The organism is Epilithonimonas sp. 33E, assembly GCF_059372615.1.
This window is the reverse complement of the sequence record NZ_CM182009.1, coordinates 2,500,570-2,517,010: the sequence shown is the minus strand read 5'-3', so window position 1 is coordinate 2,517,010 and position 16,441 is coordinate 2,500,570. Positions and strand designations below refer to the sequence as shown.

The following is a 16,441-nucleotide window of genomic DNA, read 5'->3' as shown; positions in this document are numbered from 1 at the left end:
TTTTATTTTTATTTGTAGATAAAAATCTACAAAATGCCTTATTCAAGGGCGTTTATGACATGTTTTTTTAACCCAATTTTAACTTTTAATGTATTGATTTTAACAATAAAACGGATAATTTTGCAATAATGGATTTTAGATTTTTATTACTTGTATTAAGCCTTGTTTTTTCTTCGCAATTCTTGATTGCACAGAAGAGTTATAATGCTCTGGTTTATGAAGGTAATAAAAAATTTGATGCCAAAGAATATGATGCTTCTTCAAGCAAGTATGTTGAAGCTATTGCAGTAAAAAACGGAAATTACACAGCGCATTATAATCTTGGAAATGCGCTTTACAAAAGTAAGAAATATGAAGAGGCTGCTGCAGAATATCAAAAATCCGTAACACTGACTAAAAGTAAGTATGAGAAAGCTGCTGCACTTTATAATCTTGGGAATGTATCGATGCAGTCCAATAATCCGGAAAAAGCGGCGGATTATTACAAACAGTCTTTGAAGCAGGATCCTTACAATGAGACTGTCAGAAAGAATTATGAGATTGCAATGCTGAAGGATAAAGAGAAAAAAGAAAAGCAAAAGCAGGATCAAAATAAGGGGAAAGGAGAAGGTAAGGATCAAAAAAATAAAGATCAGTCCGGAAAAGGTGATCAAAACAAAAATCAGCAAAACGGACAGGGCGACCAGAAAAAAGGCGAAAGTCAGGGAAAACCTAATGAGCCTAAGAAACAGGAAAATAAAATTCCGGAAGAAGCAGAGAAAATGATTTTGCGCGATATAGAAAACCGCGAAAGAGAGACTGCAAGAAGAATATTAAACAAAAAAGCCAATTCGATGCCGCAAAGCAACGAAAAGGATTGGTAAATGATAAGAAAAAATTTATACATATTATTCCTTTTAGCATCGGTTTATTCGTTTGCTCAGGTTAATCTTTATTCTGAGGTTAATACCAAAGAAGCACGTGTAAATAATCCTTTTGTTTTTACGGTTGTACTGGAAATATTCGGGGAAGATCTGGCTATGGAAACGCCTATCAAACTTCCTGATTTGTCAAAATTTGATTTTGCTGTTTCGTCTGAGCAGAGCACATTTATAGATCCTGTAAAAAAAATAAGAATCAACCAGATTGTATGCCAGGTATCACTTGATCCAAAACAAGCTGGAAGTCTGCGTGTTGGATCTGCTTTGGTTAAAGTTAATGGGAAAGTTTATAAGACCGAACCTATTGATATTATTGTGAAAGAGCCGGAGAAAAAAGCTCTGGCAACTGTTAATAATCTTTCCAAAAATATGTATGTCAATATGCAGGTTGCTGATAGGGATGTTTACAAAAATGAACCTGTCATTGCTGTACTGAAGGCATTTTCCAGAAATATTTCCGGTTTCAGGCACTTAGAACCTGCAAAATTTGAGCATACAAAAAACTTTGTAATAAGATCCATTGCCAATGTTGATGAATCGATAGAAGAAACAGACAATGATTTTTCTTCTCAGGTTGTAGCAATGTTTGTCATTGTTCCGAAAACCGTGGGAGTTTTAGATATTCCGCCGGCAGAAGTTCCTCTTTCCAATCACAAAAACATGCTTACTTCCAACAAAGTTAAAATTAATGTAAAGAAACTTCCGGAAGGCGCGCCCGAGAGTTTCAATAATGCAGTTGGGAAATTCGAAGCCAAAATTGAACTTATTGATAAAAATAAAGAAAACTTTGAGATCAATAAGGCTTTTAATGTAGCAGTGAAAATCAAAGGTAATGGAAATTTGTCTCCGTCAATTCTGCCTAAAATTTTGCCTTCTTCCGATTATGAGACTTTCGAACCCAAAATTATTAACAATTCTATTGCTACGACAGAAGGAATAGAAGGTGAGGTTGAAGCGCAATATGTTATTATTCCAAAAAAACGCGGTGACATCAGAATCTCAACAGAGGATTTTTCATACTTTGATCCAAAGCAAGAAAAATATATAGAGATTGGTTCCAAATTTTTAGCACTTAATGCAGTCAATGCTCAGGACATTGCTAATGCAAAATCAACTTTGCAGAAGGTGAATGAATATACTAATAATGTATTGGAAAAAGTAGACTCACCGGTTATGAGTACACAGAAACTTAAAATTAAAGAACATAAATCTTTCAATTGGTTAGGGATTTTTGGTAATCTGCTGATTATTGCTTTTGGTGCAATTGTATTTATTTATTTTAATAAACGACGCAAAGAAAAAAAGAAATCGGAATTAGAGAAAAAAACTGTTGCTCATCAACCGATCATTAATATTGAGGAGACAGAAGAGCTGTTGAGAAATAAGAAAAAATTTGACACAGATTCTTATTTTAATTATTTGCACAACAGATTGAATGGAGAGGATGCTTCTCAATTTTTCCAGGCTTTCGAAGAATTAAAAACAGATGCAGATCAATATTGCCAGGATCATTATTCATCGACTTTTTCTGAGTATTTGAAAGCTAACTTCGGCCTTAGTATTTATGAAAAATATAACCAGTTGATTACCGAAGTGAATATTGAAAAGTTTTCACCGTTTTCTACAAAAGAAAAACAAGCTGAGATTTTAGACGATATCAAAGAGGTTTATAAATTACTTTAAGGATTTTTCAAAAATAATTTATATTTTTGCGAAATCTTTAAAAATAAAGTTATGGAATTCCTGGAAGAATTTTCTATCAAAGAAACAATGACCGCGTTTATGGTTTTGTTTGCAGTTATTGACATTTTAGGCTCTGTCCCGATTATTGTTTCATTACGACAAAAATTTGGAAGAATCGAGTCAGAAAAAGCGGCTATCGTTGCAGGCTTATTGATGATCTCTTTTCTTTTTATCGGAAATAACATTTTGAAATTTATAGGTGTGGATGTCAATTCATTTGCGATTGCCGGAGCTTTTGTAATCTTCATTATTGCTATCGAAATGATATTGGGAATAGAAATTCATAAAACCAACCAGCCGCAAGCTGCATCCATTGTTCCTATTGCATTCCCTCTAATTGCCGGAGCCGGAACATTGACCACAACTTTATCTCTGAGAGCAGAATATCATGATATTAATATCATCTGCGGCATTGTCCTTAACACAATTTTGGTTTACATCGTTTTGAGACTGGCACCTTGGATCGAAAGAAAAATGGGCGAAGGTTCTTTGCAGGTTTTACAAAAAGTTTTCGGAATTGTGCTTTTAGCCATCTCTATTAAATTATTTACTGCTAACTTTGCACAACTGTTTCAGAATTATATTCACTTTTAATCAGATTGAAAAATGAAGACATTTTATAAAGTATTCTTGATCCTTTTTATTATTTTTATTGGTATAAGTTTCTACGCCATCGATTGGAGAGCAGGATTTTTTGATGATGAAAATACAAAATTCATATTCTCTATTTCCTCAGGAATTTTAGGAATCATTGTCGTTTATATTCTGCATACCTGGAGTAAGTTAGCAGATAAAAAATAAAAAAAACGCTTCAGATTTCTGAAGCATTTTTTTATTCAATTTCTGAAAGTGCGTTTCTTAAAAACCGGATACTTGTTATATTGATTTTTGATTGAGTTTGTGTATTATCCCATTGCGAAAGAATTTCTTCCACCAGTTCATCTTCACATTCATATTTATCTTCATCATCAAACATCACCGTTGTTGCAAAATGAATAAGTTCGTCTTTACTCAACTCGTCGGCAAGAAATTTGTCACAGATTTTTATTAATTCTGTTCTGGTAATAATCATAATATTTTTAATCTCTCTAAAACTCTAAAAACGCTTCAACACAAACTATCTGTCATAGAGTTTATCGTACAATTTGATAAAATGTTCTTTGATGACTTTTCTTTTCAATTTTAGAGTAGGTGTGAGCAAGCCGTTATCTTCAGTCCATATTTCAGGTGTTAATTCTATTTTTTTCACCTGTTCCCATTTGCCTAGATGAGCATTGATTTTCGATAATTCTTTCTCGATTTCAGCCTTCAGTTCTTTGGAATTGGCAATTTCTTCCGGAGAACTTCCAATACTGATATTATTTTTAACAGCCCAGTTTTTTGCAAATTCGAAATCGGGCTGAACCAAAGCTGTCGGCATTTTTTCGCCATCGCCAACTACCATTATTTGTTCAATAAATTGTGAAGCTTTCGCAAGATTCTCAATCACCTGAGGTGCAACATATTTCCCGCCGGAAGTTTTGAACATCTCTTTCTTCCTGTCGGTAATGAAAAGGAAATTATCTTCATCCAGCATTCCGATATCACCCGTTTTGAAATAACCGTCTTCCGTGAAAGCTTCTTTGGTTTTTTCCTCATCTTTATAGTAACCTTGTGTCACAGTCGGGCCTTTTACGGTTATTTCACCATCTTCCTGGATTTTCACATCGATATTTTTGATAGGCCTTCCAACCGAACCGATTTTAGTGAATCCGAAACTGTTCACAGCCATTACAGGCGAGGTTTCTGTTAAACCGTAACCTTCCAGAATCGGAATTCCTGCTGCGTGAAACATCGTGTTCAATCGTTTGGACAGAGCCGCCGAACCGGAAACCAATGTGATAATGTTACCACCAAGACCTTCTCGCCATTTGCTGAAAACCAATTTGTCCGCAATGATATGAGCCAAAGATTTTGAATCACCGATTTTATATTTTTCAGCGACTTTAAGAGACCAGAGAAATATCCTGGATTTGATGCCGCCGGCTTCCGTTCCTCTTTTGTAAATCGCGTCGTAAACCTTTTCTACCATTCTTGGAACAACGGTCATATATTGTGGTTTCACTTCTTTCAGATTGTCGCTGAGCTTTTCGTTACTTTCTGCAAAATACATCGAGATGCCATTGGTCATAAAAAGATACAAAACCATTCTTTCGTAAACGTGGCAAAGCGGAAGAAAGCTCAAAGCTCTGTTTTTTGAATCTTTGTAAGGCACTCTGTCTTCGCATCCTAAGACATCGGAAACTATATTTTTGTGTGTCAGCATCACGCCTTTTGGTTTGCCGGTGGTTCCGGAAGTGTAAATGATCGAAGCCAGTTCATTCTCAGAAATCGAATTTTTTATCGAATCGACTTCCTGTTGATTATCGGTTTCTTTTCCTAATTCTAAAAGTTCTTTCCAATTCTTAGCATTACTGACTTTATCAAAGGTGAAAATCTCCTGCAAATCGGGTAATTGATTTTTTATTAAATTGATTTTATCAAATAATTTTTCATCGGAAACGATACAGATTTTCGAATCGGAGTTTTCCAGATTATAAACACAGTCTTCACCAGAAATCGAAGGATAAATAGGAACCGTAACCAAACCGACCTGCAAAGCGGCCTGGTCAAAAAAACACCATTCCACTCTGTTGTTGGAGGATATAAGACCTATTTTATCACCTTTTTTGAGACCATATTTTAATAATGCTCTTGATAACTGATTAGTAATTTCGATGTATTTTTCTGTTGATATCTTTTCCCATTTCCCGTTTCTTTTATCACAGACAAAATCATTTTTTTCGAAATTAGCTTTCGAATAGTAAAGAATATCGAAAATCCTTTTTACTTCCATTGATTGTTATATTTTAAACTTCCGTTTAGCGCAAATATAAATAAATATGAACTTCCCGAATGTTAATATTTGCATAAAAAAAGCTATCCATTGGATAGCTTCGGTTTATTCTTTATACATTCTGTCATATAAATCCTGAAATTCTGCTTTAATCGCTTTTCTTTTCAGTTTAAGTGTTGGTGTCAGCAGCCCGTCATCAATTGTCCAGACTTTTGGAGTTAGTTCAATTTTCTTGATCTGTTCCCATTTTCCAAGATGCTGGTTTATTTTTTCAATTTCTTTCTCGATTCTTGATTTAACGGCAGGATTGGCCGCAATTTCTTTTGGTGAATCGATGATTTTAACATTGTGAAGTTCCGCCCAGTTTTTGACATAAGCAAAATCCGGCTGTATCAATGCACAAGGCATTTTTTCACCATCGCCAACAACCATAATCTGCTCAATAAATTTGGATGCTTTGGCTAGATTTTCAATGACCTGCGGCGCAACAAATTTGCCTCCTGAAGTTTTGAACATTTCCTTCTTTCTGTCTGTAATGAAAAGGAAATTATCTTCATCCAGATGTCCGATGTCACCTGTTCTGAAATAGCCGTCATCGGTAAACGCTTCTTTTGTCTTTTCCTCATCACGGTAATAACCTTCAAAAACAGAAGGTCCTTTTACTACGATTTCGCCATCGGATTCAATTTTAACTTTGACATTTTCCAAAGGAATTCCAACGGAACCAACCTTAACTTTTCCAAAGCTGTTCACCGAAATTACCGGCGAAGTTTCTGTCAATCCGTAACCTTCCAAAATCGGAATTCCTGCTGCGTGGAACATTGTATTTAAACGTTTTGACAAAGCAGCAGAACCGGAAACCAATGTGATCAGATTTCCGCCCAGACCTTCTCTCCATTTTTTGAAAACCAGTTTGTCAGCAATCGTGTGCATAAAGGATTTTGGTTTCCCTAATTCGTAATTCTCTGCGATTCCTAATGACCAAAGGAAAATTTTCGATTTTAACCCGCCTGCAGCTGTTCCTTTATTATAAATTGAATCGTAAACTTTTTCAACCAGTCTTGGGACAACCGTCATATATTGAGGTTTCACTTCTTTGACATTTTCACCAATTTTCTCAATGCTTTCAGCGAAATAAATGGAAATCCCATTACTTAGATAGAGATAAAAAATCATTCTTTCGAAAACGTGGCAAATCGGAAGGAAACTCAACGCTTTTACTTCTTTATAGTCCAATCCTTTTTCTTTTGGTATTCTCGGTGTACTTGCAGTCACGTTAGAAACCAGATTATTATGGGTTAGCTGGACACCTTTCGGTTTGCCGGTTGTTCCGGAAGTATATATAATCGTCGCCAAATCTTCAGGATTGATAGCTCTTGCCAAATCATCCACTTCAATTTGTGTCGCGTCATTTTCGCCAAGATCAAGAATCTCGTTCCAGTTTGGTGCGCCATCTACATCATCAAAAGTAAAAATCCCGGCTAATGAAGGAATATTGGGTTTTGCATTGGTTAGTTTTTTGTAAAGTTCGGCATCGGAAACAAAACAATATTTGATTTCGGAATTATTAAAAATATAAACATAATCTTCCTCAGAAATTGTAGGATAGACGGGAACTGTAACCACTCCGATTTGTGAGATCCCCAAGTCCATCACTGCCCATTCGGTTCTGTTGTTAGAAGTGATGAGTCCTATTTTATCTCCTGGTTTAATCCCCAGCTTCAGAAGTCCTCTGGAAATCTTATTCCCCTGATTGATAAACTCAAGCGTAGATGTTTTATTCCAATTTCCATTTTTTTTTGTCACAAGACAATCTTCTTTCGGAAATTTTTCCATCGCCAAAGCGGAAAAGTCAAATATTCTTTTAACGTTCATAAAATATCCTTATTAATATATTATTAAAATTGAGTTTACATTATCGTAAATATAATTTTTTTTTCCAAGATAACAAAATGTTATAATTTCCTTTGAAATTTTCTCAAAAAGTTTAAATTTACGGACGAAAAATTTAATCAAAAACATATGGATTTCAATCTTACAGAAGAGCAACAGATGATTCAGCAAGCCGCAAGAGATTTTGCACAAGCAGAACTTTTGCCGGGCGTTATAGAACGAGATGACCAACAAAAGTTTCCGCACGACGCAGTTAAAAAAATGGGAGAAATGGGATTTCTCGGGATGATGGTTGACCCAAAATACGGTGGTGCTGGTCTGGATAGTGTTTCTTATGTTTTGGCAATGGAAGAGATTGCTAAAGTTGATGCTTCTGCAGCGGTTGTAATGTCGGTGAATAACTCTCTGGTATGTGCAGGTTTGGAAAAATTCTGTAATGAAGAGCAAAAAATGAAATATCTGAAACCGCTGGCGAGTGGCGAAGTGATTGGCGCTTTTGCTTTGTCTGAGCCAGAAGCTGGTTCTGATGCTACTTCTCAGTCAACAACAGCCGAGGATAAAGGTGATTACTACTTGTTGAACGGAACCAAAAACTGGATTACCAATGGTGGAAATGCGACTTATTATATTGTAATCGCTCAAACCAATCCTGAGAAAAAACATAAAGGTATTAATGCTTTTATTGTAGAAAAAGGTTGGGAAGGTTTTGTTGTTGGAAAGAAAGAAGATAAATTGGGAATCCGTGGAAGTGATACGCATTCTTTGATGTTTACTGACGTGAAAGTTCCTAAAGAAAACAGAATCGGGGAAGACGGTTTTGGGTTCAATTTTGCAATGGCCGTTTTGAATGGCGGTAGAATCGGGATTGCTTCTCAGGCTTTAGGTATTGCTTCCGGCGCTTACGAACTGTCTTTGAAATATGCGAAAGAAAGAAAATCTTTCGGGACAGAAATCATCAATCACCAGGCAATTGCATTCAAATTGGCAGATATGCACACAAGTATTATGGCGGCGAGAATGCTGATTTACAAAGCAGCTGCAGAAAAAGATGAAGGTAAAGATATCTCAGAAAGCGGCGCAATGGCAAAATTATATGCTTCTCAGGTAGCCATGGATACAACGATAGAGGCGGTTCAAATCCATGGAGGTTACGGTTATGTGAAAGAATATCACGTTGAAAGAATGATGCGTGATGCCAAAATCACTCAAATCTACGAAGGAACTTCGGAGATTCAGAAAATTGTGATTTCCAGGTCAATCGCAAAGAAATAATTTGAAATTTATCTAAATACTAAACCTTTCTATTTTCAGAAAGGTTTTTTGTTGAATTAAGAATTAAAACTTCGGATTCTGTAAATTTGTTTCAAAATCAATAATCATTTATCGCTCATCATTTATAATCAGATGTCGGAATTAAAGAAAATCAGGGAAAAACAAAATCTGACTCAGGAAGAACTGGCTGAAAAGTCGGGGCTTTCTGTAAGAACCATTCAACGTATCGAAGCCGGGACTGAACCGAAAGGTTATACTTTGAAAACTTTGGCTTCAAGTCTGGATGTTTCTGAAAAGGATTTATTGACGCCGATTATTCTGACAGAAGTTGTTGTAGAAAATCCAATTGTTGAAGAACCTGTTTTACCAATAGAAAATGAAACGATTGAAAATTTGACTTTAATCAAAATCATCAATCTATCTTCACTTCCGTTATGTTGGTTTCCGATAGCCAATTTTCTACCTCCATTATTGATAATGTTGATTTCAAAACAGAAATCTCCACTTGTCAAACAAATCATTTCGCTTCAAATTATTTTAGCTGTTATTGCTCCAATTATTTTTATGTTAGTTGTGATTTTAAAGCTTGGTAAAGCGTCAGTAATGGTAACAATGATTGCTTTAACATTAATGAATATTTTTATTATTCTTAGAAATGCTTATCAATTAGATAAAAAACAAAGTCTTTATTACAATCTGGATTTCAATTTGTTATGATCTTGTCAGCCAATTGTCGGGTGATTGTCGGGCTCAATTTTTGACTTAATATCAATTAATTCTGAACCTTTGTCAAAAATAAAACAATGACAAAACAATTCGGAATTATCTTCCTTTTTCTATTCCTTTCTATCGGAAATCTGAAAGCTCAGATTGATAAAAATTCACCGTTGTTCCTAGAGCTCAAAAAGCAGGACAGTATTTTTTTTGAACGTGGATTCAATAATTGTGATATCGCTTATCTGGAAAAATCAGTGGGTGATAATTTGAAATTTTATCACGATAAAGGTGGCTTTCAGGACAAAAAATTATTCTTGGAAAGAACCAAACAAAACATCTGCGGCAACCCGAATCAAAAGCCTATCCGAAAAGTTATTGAAAACAGTCTCGAAGTTTTTCCACTTTACAATAATGGCGAATTATATGGCGCCATACAATCCGGAGAGCATCGGTTTTTTATCCGTGAAAAAGGAAAGCAGGATGCTTTAGGTGGTCAGGCAAAATTCACTACAGTTTGGACCAAGAAAAATGGAAACTGGATAATGAGCGATATCCTGAGTTATGACCACGGCGATGCTAAATTGGATGACAAAGCGAGTAGCATTGAGCAACTGATGAAAGATAATAACATTCCGACTTTAGGATTAGGTTTGATTGAAGATGAAAAATTAACAGGCATAAATGTTTACGGAACTCAGAATGGTAAAATGTCAGCGGCTTATAACAGTCTTTTCAATGTGGCTTCTTTAACGAAACCGGTGACAGCAATGACAGTTTTACGCCTGGTAAGTCTTGGAGAATGGAACCTTGATGAACCGCTTGATAACTATTGGATTGACCCGGATATTGCGAACGATTCCCGTCACAAAAAGCTGACCACGAGATTGATATTAAGTCATCAGACAGGATTTCCCAACTGGCGTTGGATGAATAAAGATAATAAATTGAATTTCGAATTTGAGCCAGGAACAAAATATCAATATTCAGGAGAAGGTTTCGAATATCTGAGAAAAGCCATAGAGAATAAATTCCATAAAAGTCTGGAAGAACTGGCTAAAGAATATGTTTTCCAGCCTTTGGGAATGAACGATACGAGTTATATTTGGAATGAAAAAAAAGATGCAGACAAAATCGTGATTGGTTATGATAGTAACGGAAAAGCTTATGATATTGTGCGGAATAAAACCGCTAATGCAGCAGATGATTTGACAACGACTGTGGAAGATTACGGAAAATTCCTGGTTGCGGTTATGAATAATGAACTGTTGTCGCCTTCGGTTTTTGAAGCGATGAAATCCAAACAGGTTGAAACCAAAAAGAATAAATATTTCGGACTTGGCTTTGAAATTTATGACTTAGGAAATGGCGAAATTGCTTTATCACACGGCGGTTCGGACAAAGGTGTCAACACAATTGTTTTTCTTTTGCCTAAAACCAAACAAGGTCTGATTATTTTTACCAATGTAGATGACGGCTACAAAATCTACCGACAGCTGATTGAACAGTATCTTGGTGATAAAGGTGAAAAGATTATTGAAATTGAAACGAAATAAATTTGATTACAATAAAAAATATTTCGCCAAGCTCAATATAACAGGACTTGTCGAAGTCTAAAAAAATAATTACAGTTAATAAAATTTAATTGTAATTATTTTTGTTACATTTAGAAATTATTCTAACTTTGCACCGTTATGAACAACACACGATTTGCAACCGCTATCCATATTTTGACACTTCTTGCGAAAGATCCGCAAGAATGGCTGACATCTGACTGGATTGCCGGAAGTGTGAATGTGAATCCTGTGATTGTCCGTAAAGAATTGATTAACCTCAAAAAATCTGGCTTAATAGAAAGCAGACAGGGAAAAGTGGGAGGTGTGAGAATTGCTAAAAATCCTGAACAGATCAACATTTCAGAAATTTACAAATCAGTAAAAAATACGGAAGTTCTCGGTAAAAGAAATCAAAATCCGAACCCGCTTTGTAGTGTGGGGAAAGACATCAACAAAAATCTTGATATTTTATTTGGTGAAACAGATGATTTGGTTTTCCAGTTTTTGAAAGGCAAAAAATTATCAGATTTTACCAATCAATTCGGTTAAAAATTTTTGACTTAAAATGTAACAAAATATATTACAATTAATTAAAATTTAAAATTATGAGCAAAAAAGTAACGGTAATCGGAGCAACAGGCTTCGTAGGAAAACAAGTTGTTAACGAATTATCAAACAGAGGTTATTCTGTAAATGCCATCGCAAGAGACAGCTCAAAAGTAGAAGCGAAAGATAACGTAACGGCAACCAGCGCAGATGTGAATAATGTAGAAGAATTAGCAAAAGTTTTGGAAGGAAGTGATGCTGTTATCAACACTTTCAACGCTGGTTGGACGAATCCAAATCTTTATGACGACTTTTTAAACGGTTCCAGAAACATCGAAAAAGCTGTTGAAAAATCAGGCGTTAAGAGATTTATTACCGTTGGTGGAGCGGGAAGTTTGTTCATCGATGGGCAACAGTTGGTTGACAGTCCGGATTTCCCTGCTGACATCAAACCGGGCGCAACAGCTGCAAGAGATTATTTGGACGAAATCAAAAAGAACGAAACATTGGACTGGACATTCTTCTCCCCGGCAATTGAAATGCATCAGGGAACTGCCGGCATCAGAAAAGGGACTTACAGAACAGCCTTGGAAAATCCAGTTTTTAACGAAGAGGGAAGAAGCATTCTTTCTGTGGAAGACGTTGCTGTGGCTTTGGTGGACGAGTTGGAGCAAAACAAATTCGTTAAACAGCGTTTCACTGCAGCATATTAATACTATATCACAAAAATAACCCCTTCAGAGTTCAAAACTCTGAAGGGGTTTTCTATTAGGATGACAAAAGTCTATCATCTATTATCTTAAAGTCTAAAAAGCACTACTTCTCATAAACCAAATATCCGTAAGCTGGTAAGCTCACATCCGAACCTTTGATTAATTCAGCTTTATTATTGGTGAAAACATTCTTATAACTTCCAACCGAGTTGTCATCTTCCAATTTGAAATTAACAGCATCTTTTGATGTATTAATCAAAACCAAAACTTCGCGTTCTTCATTTTTTCTTAAATAGGCCAAAACTTTGTCGTTAGAAGTTGTGTTAATCCAATAAGTCGTTACAGCAGGGTCGCCACCTCTTAAGGCTGGATTTTCAGATTTAAGATTCAGAAGAGTTTTATAGAAATCTTCCAGTTCATATTTTCCATTCCAAGGAATTGGGTCTTTTTCGAAAAACTCCAGACGTTTTGTTTTCATCGGCAATTCCTGTCCAGAGTAGAGTAGTGGAACGCCATTCCATGTTGCTGAGAAAACAGCTAAAGCCGGTGCAAAATCGCCGTATTTTTCATATTCGGTTCCGTTCCAGGAGTTTTCGTCATGGTTTGTTGTAAACCAAGCTCTCATAGAGTTATCTCCAATTTTAGAATATTGTTCCAAAAGATTTTTAAGATCAGAGAGCGGCAAATGTTTCTGATAAAAATCCTGAGAAAGATGCATCCATTTCCAGCTGTAACTGGCATCGAAAACCTTTCCATAATCAGGATTTTCCAATTCATCAAATTCGCCTAAGAAGAAAAGCGGTTTCAGTTTCTCCACTTCAGGTCTTGCCTGTTGCCAAAAATCAACTTCTACCCAGCTTGCAAGATCGCAACGGAAACCATCGATATTGGTTTCTTTAACCCAATATTTCATAGCATCTATCATTGCCAGACGCATTTCTTTGTTGGTATAATCCAACTCGATTATGTCATCCATTCCGCTAGCTTTATGAAAACTTCCGTCAGCGTCTTTCAGATACCATTCCGGATGAGATTTTGTCCAAACATGATCCCAGCCGGTGTGATTGGCAACCCAGTCGATAATTACCTTGAATCCCATCTTATGAGCTTCATCTACAAGGTGTTTGAAGTTTTCCAAAGTTCCGTATTCCGGATTGATTGTAGTATAATCATAAGCCGCATAAGGACTTCCCAAACTTCCCTTTTTGTTTTGCTGAGCGATAGGTGTAATTGGCATAAACCACAATGTCTTAACGCCCATTTTTTTAAGTCTTGGAAGTTCTTTTTCAAATGCTGCGAAAGTTCCTTCGGGTGTGTATTGTCTTACATTAACTTCGTAGATATTGGTCGTGCGTTTCCATTCTTGTGGGTTTTCCATAGTATGATTCTGGGTTTTACAGGATAATAATAACGCGGCGATTGCCGGTAAAAGAATCAGCTTTTTCATTGCTAAATTTTAAAAGTCTATTTTGTAAATGTAATGAAAATAAAAAAGCCCGAAAAATTCGGGCTTGTTAATATTTTATAAAAACGGCACTAATCCTCATCGTCTTCTTCGAAAACATCATTATATCCTGTTTCTTCTTCGTCATCGTTATAATCATTATCTTCATCATCAAAATTCTCTTCCTTGAATTCTGCATCAAAGTCTCCAAAATCATCATCCATAAAAGGCATTGCAGATTTTTTACCTTTACCATTATCGCTACCATTTTTGCTTGGCGCTTTCAGGGGAACATTACCGAATCTGTATACCGTAATAGGATAATTAACGGCAGGCTTTTCGTCATTGATTTCTAATAGCTCACAGAAAAATTCCCAAAGGTCAATAAAACCATACTGAAATCTCATTTTTGCGCCTACTTGCTGGAAACCTTCATTCAGATAGATATCTGACATGATTTCGCCGTCTCCGTCATCGCTCATATCTTCCAAAGGTACTGCTTGTCCTTCGTTCCACTCATCATCAGAAAAATAAAAAGATGACAACTCTTCTCCTGGTAAACTGAACGCACTCTTGATACCCAGATGAAGATTCCAAAGCGTTTGTTTGTCTTTGATTTCGATGTCTCGGAAGATTGTGTCTTTGGCGTCTAGAATTACTCTAATCTTATAAACCATTGTTGCTTTTACTTTAACTTTATTAGTTCGACTTAATGTTGCAAATATAAAACAAATGAGATTTCATAAAAGTTTCTTGGAAATTTTTTTTCAAAAAAGTTTTTTATAAATTTTGCGCTTCCCGATTCTGGTCGGCCAGCTTAAGAAATTTATATTTTTCTCAGTCTTTCTAAATGCGATTTTTCCAATTTGAATTTGAATTTGGTTCCGGAAAGATAAACGCTTTCCACTACAATGCCCTGTTTATGAGCTTCCATGATATGCTTTACAATTGCCAATCCTAATCCGGATCCGCCATCTTTTCTATTTCGGCTGCTTTCTACGCGGTAGAATCTTTCGAAAATTCTTGGGAGATTCTCAGGTTTTATTCCCATTCCGTTATCTTCTACAGAGATGTGGATACTCCTTGTTCCCTCTCTCGTAGAAACAATGATCTGAGCTTCTTCGCGGTTGGCGTATTTTACAGCATTAGAAATCAGATTAATTAAGACCTGGGAGATTCTTTGCTTATCCGCATATACAAAAAGCTGTGATTGCGTTGTCTGGAGTTGCATGGTCATGGATTGTTTTTCTGCTTCCATTTCCAAAAGATCAAAAACTTCCTGGATCAGATTATTGATATCAAAAGTACTGTATTTTAAGGCAATCTGTCCAGATTCGAAACGGTTGATCATGTCCAGATCTTTTACAATATTCAGAAGTCTTTCTACGGAATTATCAATTCTTTGCAGATACTTATCGCGAATGTTAAGATCTTCTACGCCACCATCGCGAAGCGTTTCTATATAGCCCTGGATCGAAAACAAAGGTGTTTTGAGCTCATGAGAGACATTACCTATGTATTCTTTGCGGTAGTTTTCCATTTCCTTCATCATGTCGATCTCGGCATTTTTCTGATTCATTTCGTGAACTTTCTCTTCGAGTTCTTTGAAACCGATATCTGTGTCAAAATCGTGGATAATATCCTCAGGAAGTATATTTGTAATTCGTCTGATTTGATTTTTGCTATAAAAACTAAAAAGAAATTCCAAAACAAAATAATTCAGTATAAAAACGAGTAATAATGTGAAGATCAGGAAATAATTGAAATCCTTGGTCTTGAAATAAACATCATCTGTATAGACTTCAAAAAGTACAACAACAATGCCTACAACAACCACCAATGATAGTGATGCCGCAACAGATAACCAATTGATTTTGACCGAATTTCTTATTATCATTTCAAAAAAAAGATTTTCTTTTTAGAAAATCTTAAACTACTAATTTATAACCAATTCCCTTGAGCGTCTGGATAGTGTTAATTCCTAATTTTTCTCTCAATCTTCGGATATGAACGTCAATCGTTCTTTCTCCTACAATCACATCATTTCCCCAGACCTTTTCCAGGATCTCTTCTCTTTTGAAAACCTTTTCTGTGTTAGATGCTAATAAGTAAAGCAAATCGAATTCTTTTTTCGGAAGGAGAAATTCTTCTTTTCCTTTTGATACCTTGAAATTGTCTTTGTCAATAATAAGATCTCCAAACTCTATGTAATTGGAATTTTCCTGAGATTGTGCACCCAATTGCAAAAGAGCAGCAACTTTAGAGATCAGAACTTTTGGTTTGATTAGCTTTACGATATAATCATTAGCGCCCGCCTGATAGCCTGCTAATTGAGAAAACTCCTCGCTTCTTGCAGATAAAAATACGATTAAAGTCTTTTGTAATTCTTTGATTTTGCGAAGATCCTGGCAAGTTTCGATACCATCTTTCTCTGGCATCATAACATCTAGCAGAATGAGATCCGGCAGTATTTCTTTTGCCTTTTCTATTCCTTCGTTACCATTGCTTGCGGTAAAAACCTGATAACCTTCTTTTTCCAGATTATAAGAGATGATCTCAAGAATGTCCTGTTCATCATCAATTAAAAGGATTTTTTTACGATTCATTTCGATTTATTAATTATCCCAAAATTAAAAAAAAATGAACTCTGTATCACTAAATGTTTAAAGTTCATATAAATTTAACATTTACAAAACAATTATTCGAGGTTTTGGGATAATTTTCGATATTAATATTCAACTATTTTTATAAGCGAGAATCGTTTT

Annotated in this window: 16 protein-coding genes; 9 read left to right on the top strand and 7 right to left on the bottom strand. The window is 35.6% G+C overall.

Translation table 11 applies throughout. The annotated features are described in order from the left end of the window. Positions 1–128 precede the first annotated feature (128 nt). The 4 genes from AC5P2S_RS11550 to AC5P2S_RS11535 are packed head-to-tail and all read left to right on the top strand — an operon-like array spanning position 129 to position 3,464. Positions 129–863 (top strand): tetratricopeptide repeat protein, encoded by a 735-nt coding sequence (locus tag AC5P2S_RS11550; protein ID WP_283418065.1) that lies wholly within the window; start codon positions 129–131, stop codon positions 861–863. Then, positions 864–2,603: a BatD family protein gene (locus AC5P2S_RS11545; protein ID WP_494554942.1), complete on the top strand. Its 1,740-nt coding sequence runs from the start codon at positions 864–866 to the stop codon at positions 2,601–2,603. A 51-nt stretch (positions 2,604–2,654) separates the two neighbouring features. Further along, on the top strand, positions 2,655–3,257 hold the full coding sequence (locus tag AC5P2S_RS11540) for a MarC family protein (protein ID WP_283418067.1): 603 nt from the start codon (positions 2,655–2,657) through the stop codon (positions 3,255–3,257). Positions 3,258–3,269: 12 nt separating this feature from the next. After that, positions 3,270–3,464 (top strand): hypothetical protein, encoded by a 195-nt coding sequence (locus AC5P2S_RS11535; RefSeq protein ID WP_494554941.1) that lies wholly within the window; start codon positions 3,270–3,272, stop codon positions 3,462–3,464. A 31-nt stretch (positions 3,465–3,495) separates the two neighbouring features. Here AC5P2S_RS11535 and AC5P2S_RS11530 read toward each other — a convergent pair whose 3' ends face one another. The 3 genes from AC5P2S_RS11530 to AC5P2S_RS11520 form a co-directional block, all read right to left on the bottom strand. Continuing rightward, a complete protein-coding gene (locus AC5P2S_RS11530; RefSeq protein ID WP_283418069.1) occupies positions 3,496–3,735 on the bottom strand; it encodes a hypothetical protein in 240 nt (79 codons plus the stop codon). Between the two features lie 45 nt (positions 3,736–3,780). Continuing rightward, entirely contained in the window at positions 3,781–5,538 is a 1,758-nt protein-coding gene (locus tag AC5P2S_RS11525) for an AMP-dependent synthetase/ligase (RefSeq protein ID WP_494554940.1), read from the bottom strand. A gap of 105 nt (positions 5,539–5,643) precedes the next feature. Next, complete coding sequence (locus tag AC5P2S_RS11520; protein ID WP_494554939.1) at positions 5,644–7,413, bottom strand: AMP-dependent synthetase/ligase; 1,770 nt, start codon at positions 7,411–7,413, stop codon at positions 5,644–5,646. 147 nt (positions 7,414–7,560) lie between these two features. Between AC5P2S_RS11520 and AC5P2S_RS11515 the strand changes: the two genes are divergently transcribed. From AC5P2S_RS11515 to AC5P2S_RS11495, 5 genes are all read left to right on the top strand, one after another. Continuing rightward, positions 7,561–8,703, top strand: a complete 1,143-nt coding sequence (locus AC5P2S_RS11515) for an acyl-CoA dehydrogenase (protein WP_120214564.1) — start codon at positions 7,561–7,563, stop codon at positions 8,701–8,703. A 132-nt stretch (positions 8,704–8,835) separates the two neighbouring features. After that, on the top strand, positions 8,836–9,420 hold the full coding sequence (locus AC5P2S_RS11510) for a helix-turn-helix domain-containing protein (protein ID WP_494554938.1): 585 nt from the start codon (positions 8,836–8,838) through the stop codon (positions 9,418–9,420). An 86-nt stretch (positions 9,421–9,506) separates the two neighbouring features. After that, complete coding sequence (locus tag AC5P2S_RS11505) at positions 9,507–10,973, top strand: serine hydrolase domain-containing protein (protein WP_494554937.1); 1,467 nt, start codon at positions 9,507–9,509, stop codon at positions 10,971–10,973. A 138-nt stretch (positions 10,974–11,111) separates the two neighbouring features. Beyond that, entirely contained in the window at positions 11,112–11,522 is a 411-nt protein-coding gene (locus tag AC5P2S_RS11500; protein ID WP_494554936.1) for an Rrf2 family transcriptional regulator, read from the top strand. Positions 11,523–11,578: 56 nt separating this feature from the next. Then, positions 11,579–12,232, top strand: a complete 654-nt coding sequence (locus AC5P2S_RS11495; RefSeq protein WP_494554935.1) for an NAD(P)-dependent oxidoreductase — start codon at positions 11,579–11,581, stop codon at positions 12,230–12,232. A gap of 103 nt (positions 12,233–12,335) precedes the next feature. Here AC5P2S_RS11495 and AC5P2S_RS11490 read toward each other — a convergent pair whose 3' ends face one another. From AC5P2S_RS11490 to AC5P2S_RS11475, 4 genes are all read right to left on the bottom strand, one after another. After that, positions 12,336–13,679, bottom strand: coding sequence for an alpha-amylase family glycosyl hydrolase (locus tag AC5P2S_RS11490; protein ID WP_494554934.1), 1,344 nt, complete (start codon positions 13,677–13,679; stop codon positions 12,336–12,338). A gap of 89 nt (positions 13,680–13,768) precedes the next feature. Continuing rightward, on the bottom strand, positions 13,769–14,353 hold the full coding sequence (locus AC5P2S_RS11485) for an IS1096 element passenger TnpR family protein (RefSeq protein WP_494554933.1): 585 nt from the start codon (positions 14,351–14,353) through the stop codon (positions 13,769–13,771). Between the two features lie 149 nt (positions 14,354–14,502). After that, on the bottom strand, positions 14,503–15,573 hold the full coding sequence (locus tag AC5P2S_RS11480; protein ID WP_494554932.1) for a sensor histidine kinase: 1,071 nt from the start codon (positions 15,571–15,573) through the stop codon (positions 14,503–14,505). A gap of 31 nt (positions 15,574–15,604) precedes the next feature. Continuing rightward, positions 15,605–16,282 carry a response regulator transcription factor gene (locus AC5P2S_RS11475; RefSeq protein ID WP_283418079.1) on the bottom strand — a complete coding sequence of 226 codons (678 nt, stop codon included), beginning with the start codon at positions 16,280–16,282 and terminating at the stop codon, positions 15,605–15,607. Positions 16,283–16,441 lie beyond the last annotated feature (159 nt).

Coding starts and splice junctions, on each gene's coding strand:
- AC5P2S_RS11550 (WP_283418065.1), top strand. CDS start 129: ATGGATTTTAGATTTTTATTACTTGTATTAAGCCTTGTTTTTTCTTCG.
- AC5P2S_RS11545 (WP_494554942.1), top strand. CDS start 864: ATGATAAGAAAAAATTTATACATATTATTCCTTTTAGCATCGGTTTAT.
- AC5P2S_RS11540 (WP_283418067.1), top strand. CDS start 2,655: ATGGAATTCCTGGAAGAATTTTCTATCAAAGAAACAATGACCGCGTTT.
- AC5P2S_RS11535 (WP_494554941.1), top strand. CDS start 3,270: ATGAAGACATTTTATAAAGTATTCTTGATCCTTTTTATTATTTTTATT.
- AC5P2S_RS11530 (WP_283418069.1), bottom strand. CDS start 3,735: ATGATTATTACCAGAACAGAATTAATAAAAATCTGTGACAAATTTCTT.
- AC5P2S_RS11525 (WP_494554940.1), bottom strand. CDS start 5,538: ATGGAAGTAAAAAGGATTTTCGATATTCTTTACTATTCGAAAGCTAAT.
- AC5P2S_RS11520 (WP_494554939.1), bottom strand. CDS start 7,413: ATGAACGTTAAAAGAATATTTGACTTTTCCGCTTTGGCGATGGAAAAA.
- AC5P2S_RS11515 (WP_120214564.1), top strand. CDS start 7,561: ATGGATTTCAATCTTACAGAAGAGCAACAGATGATTCAGCAAGCCGCA.
- AC5P2S_RS11510 (WP_494554938.1), top strand. CDS start 8,836: ATGTCGGAATTAAAGAAAATCAGGGAAAAACAAAATCTGACTCAGGAA.
- AC5P2S_RS11505 (WP_494554937.1), top strand. CDS start 9,507: ATGACAAAACAATTCGGAATTATCTTCCTTTTTCTATTCCTTTCTATC.
- AC5P2S_RS11500 (WP_494554936.1), top strand. CDS start 11,112: ATGAACAACACACGATTTGCAACCGCTATCCATATTTTGACACTTCTT.
- AC5P2S_RS11495 (WP_494554935.1), top strand. CDS start 11,579: ATGAGCAAAAAAGTAACGGTAATCGGAGCAACAGGCTTCGTAGGAAAA.
- AC5P2S_RS11490 (WP_494554934.1), bottom strand. CDS start 13,679: ATGAAAAAGCTGATTCTTTTACCGGCAATCGCCGCGTTATTATTATCC.
- AC5P2S_RS11485 (WP_494554933.1), bottom strand. CDS start 14,353: ATGGTTTATAAGATTAGAGTAATTCTAGACGCCAAAGACACAATCTTC.
- AC5P2S_RS11480 (WP_494554932.1), bottom strand. CDS start 15,573: ATGATAATAAGAAATTCGGTCAAAATCAATTGGTTATCTGTTGCGGCA.
- AC5P2S_RS11475 (WP_283418079.1), bottom strand. CDS start 16,282: ATGAATCGTAAAAAAATCCTTTTAATTGATGATGAACAGGACATTCTT.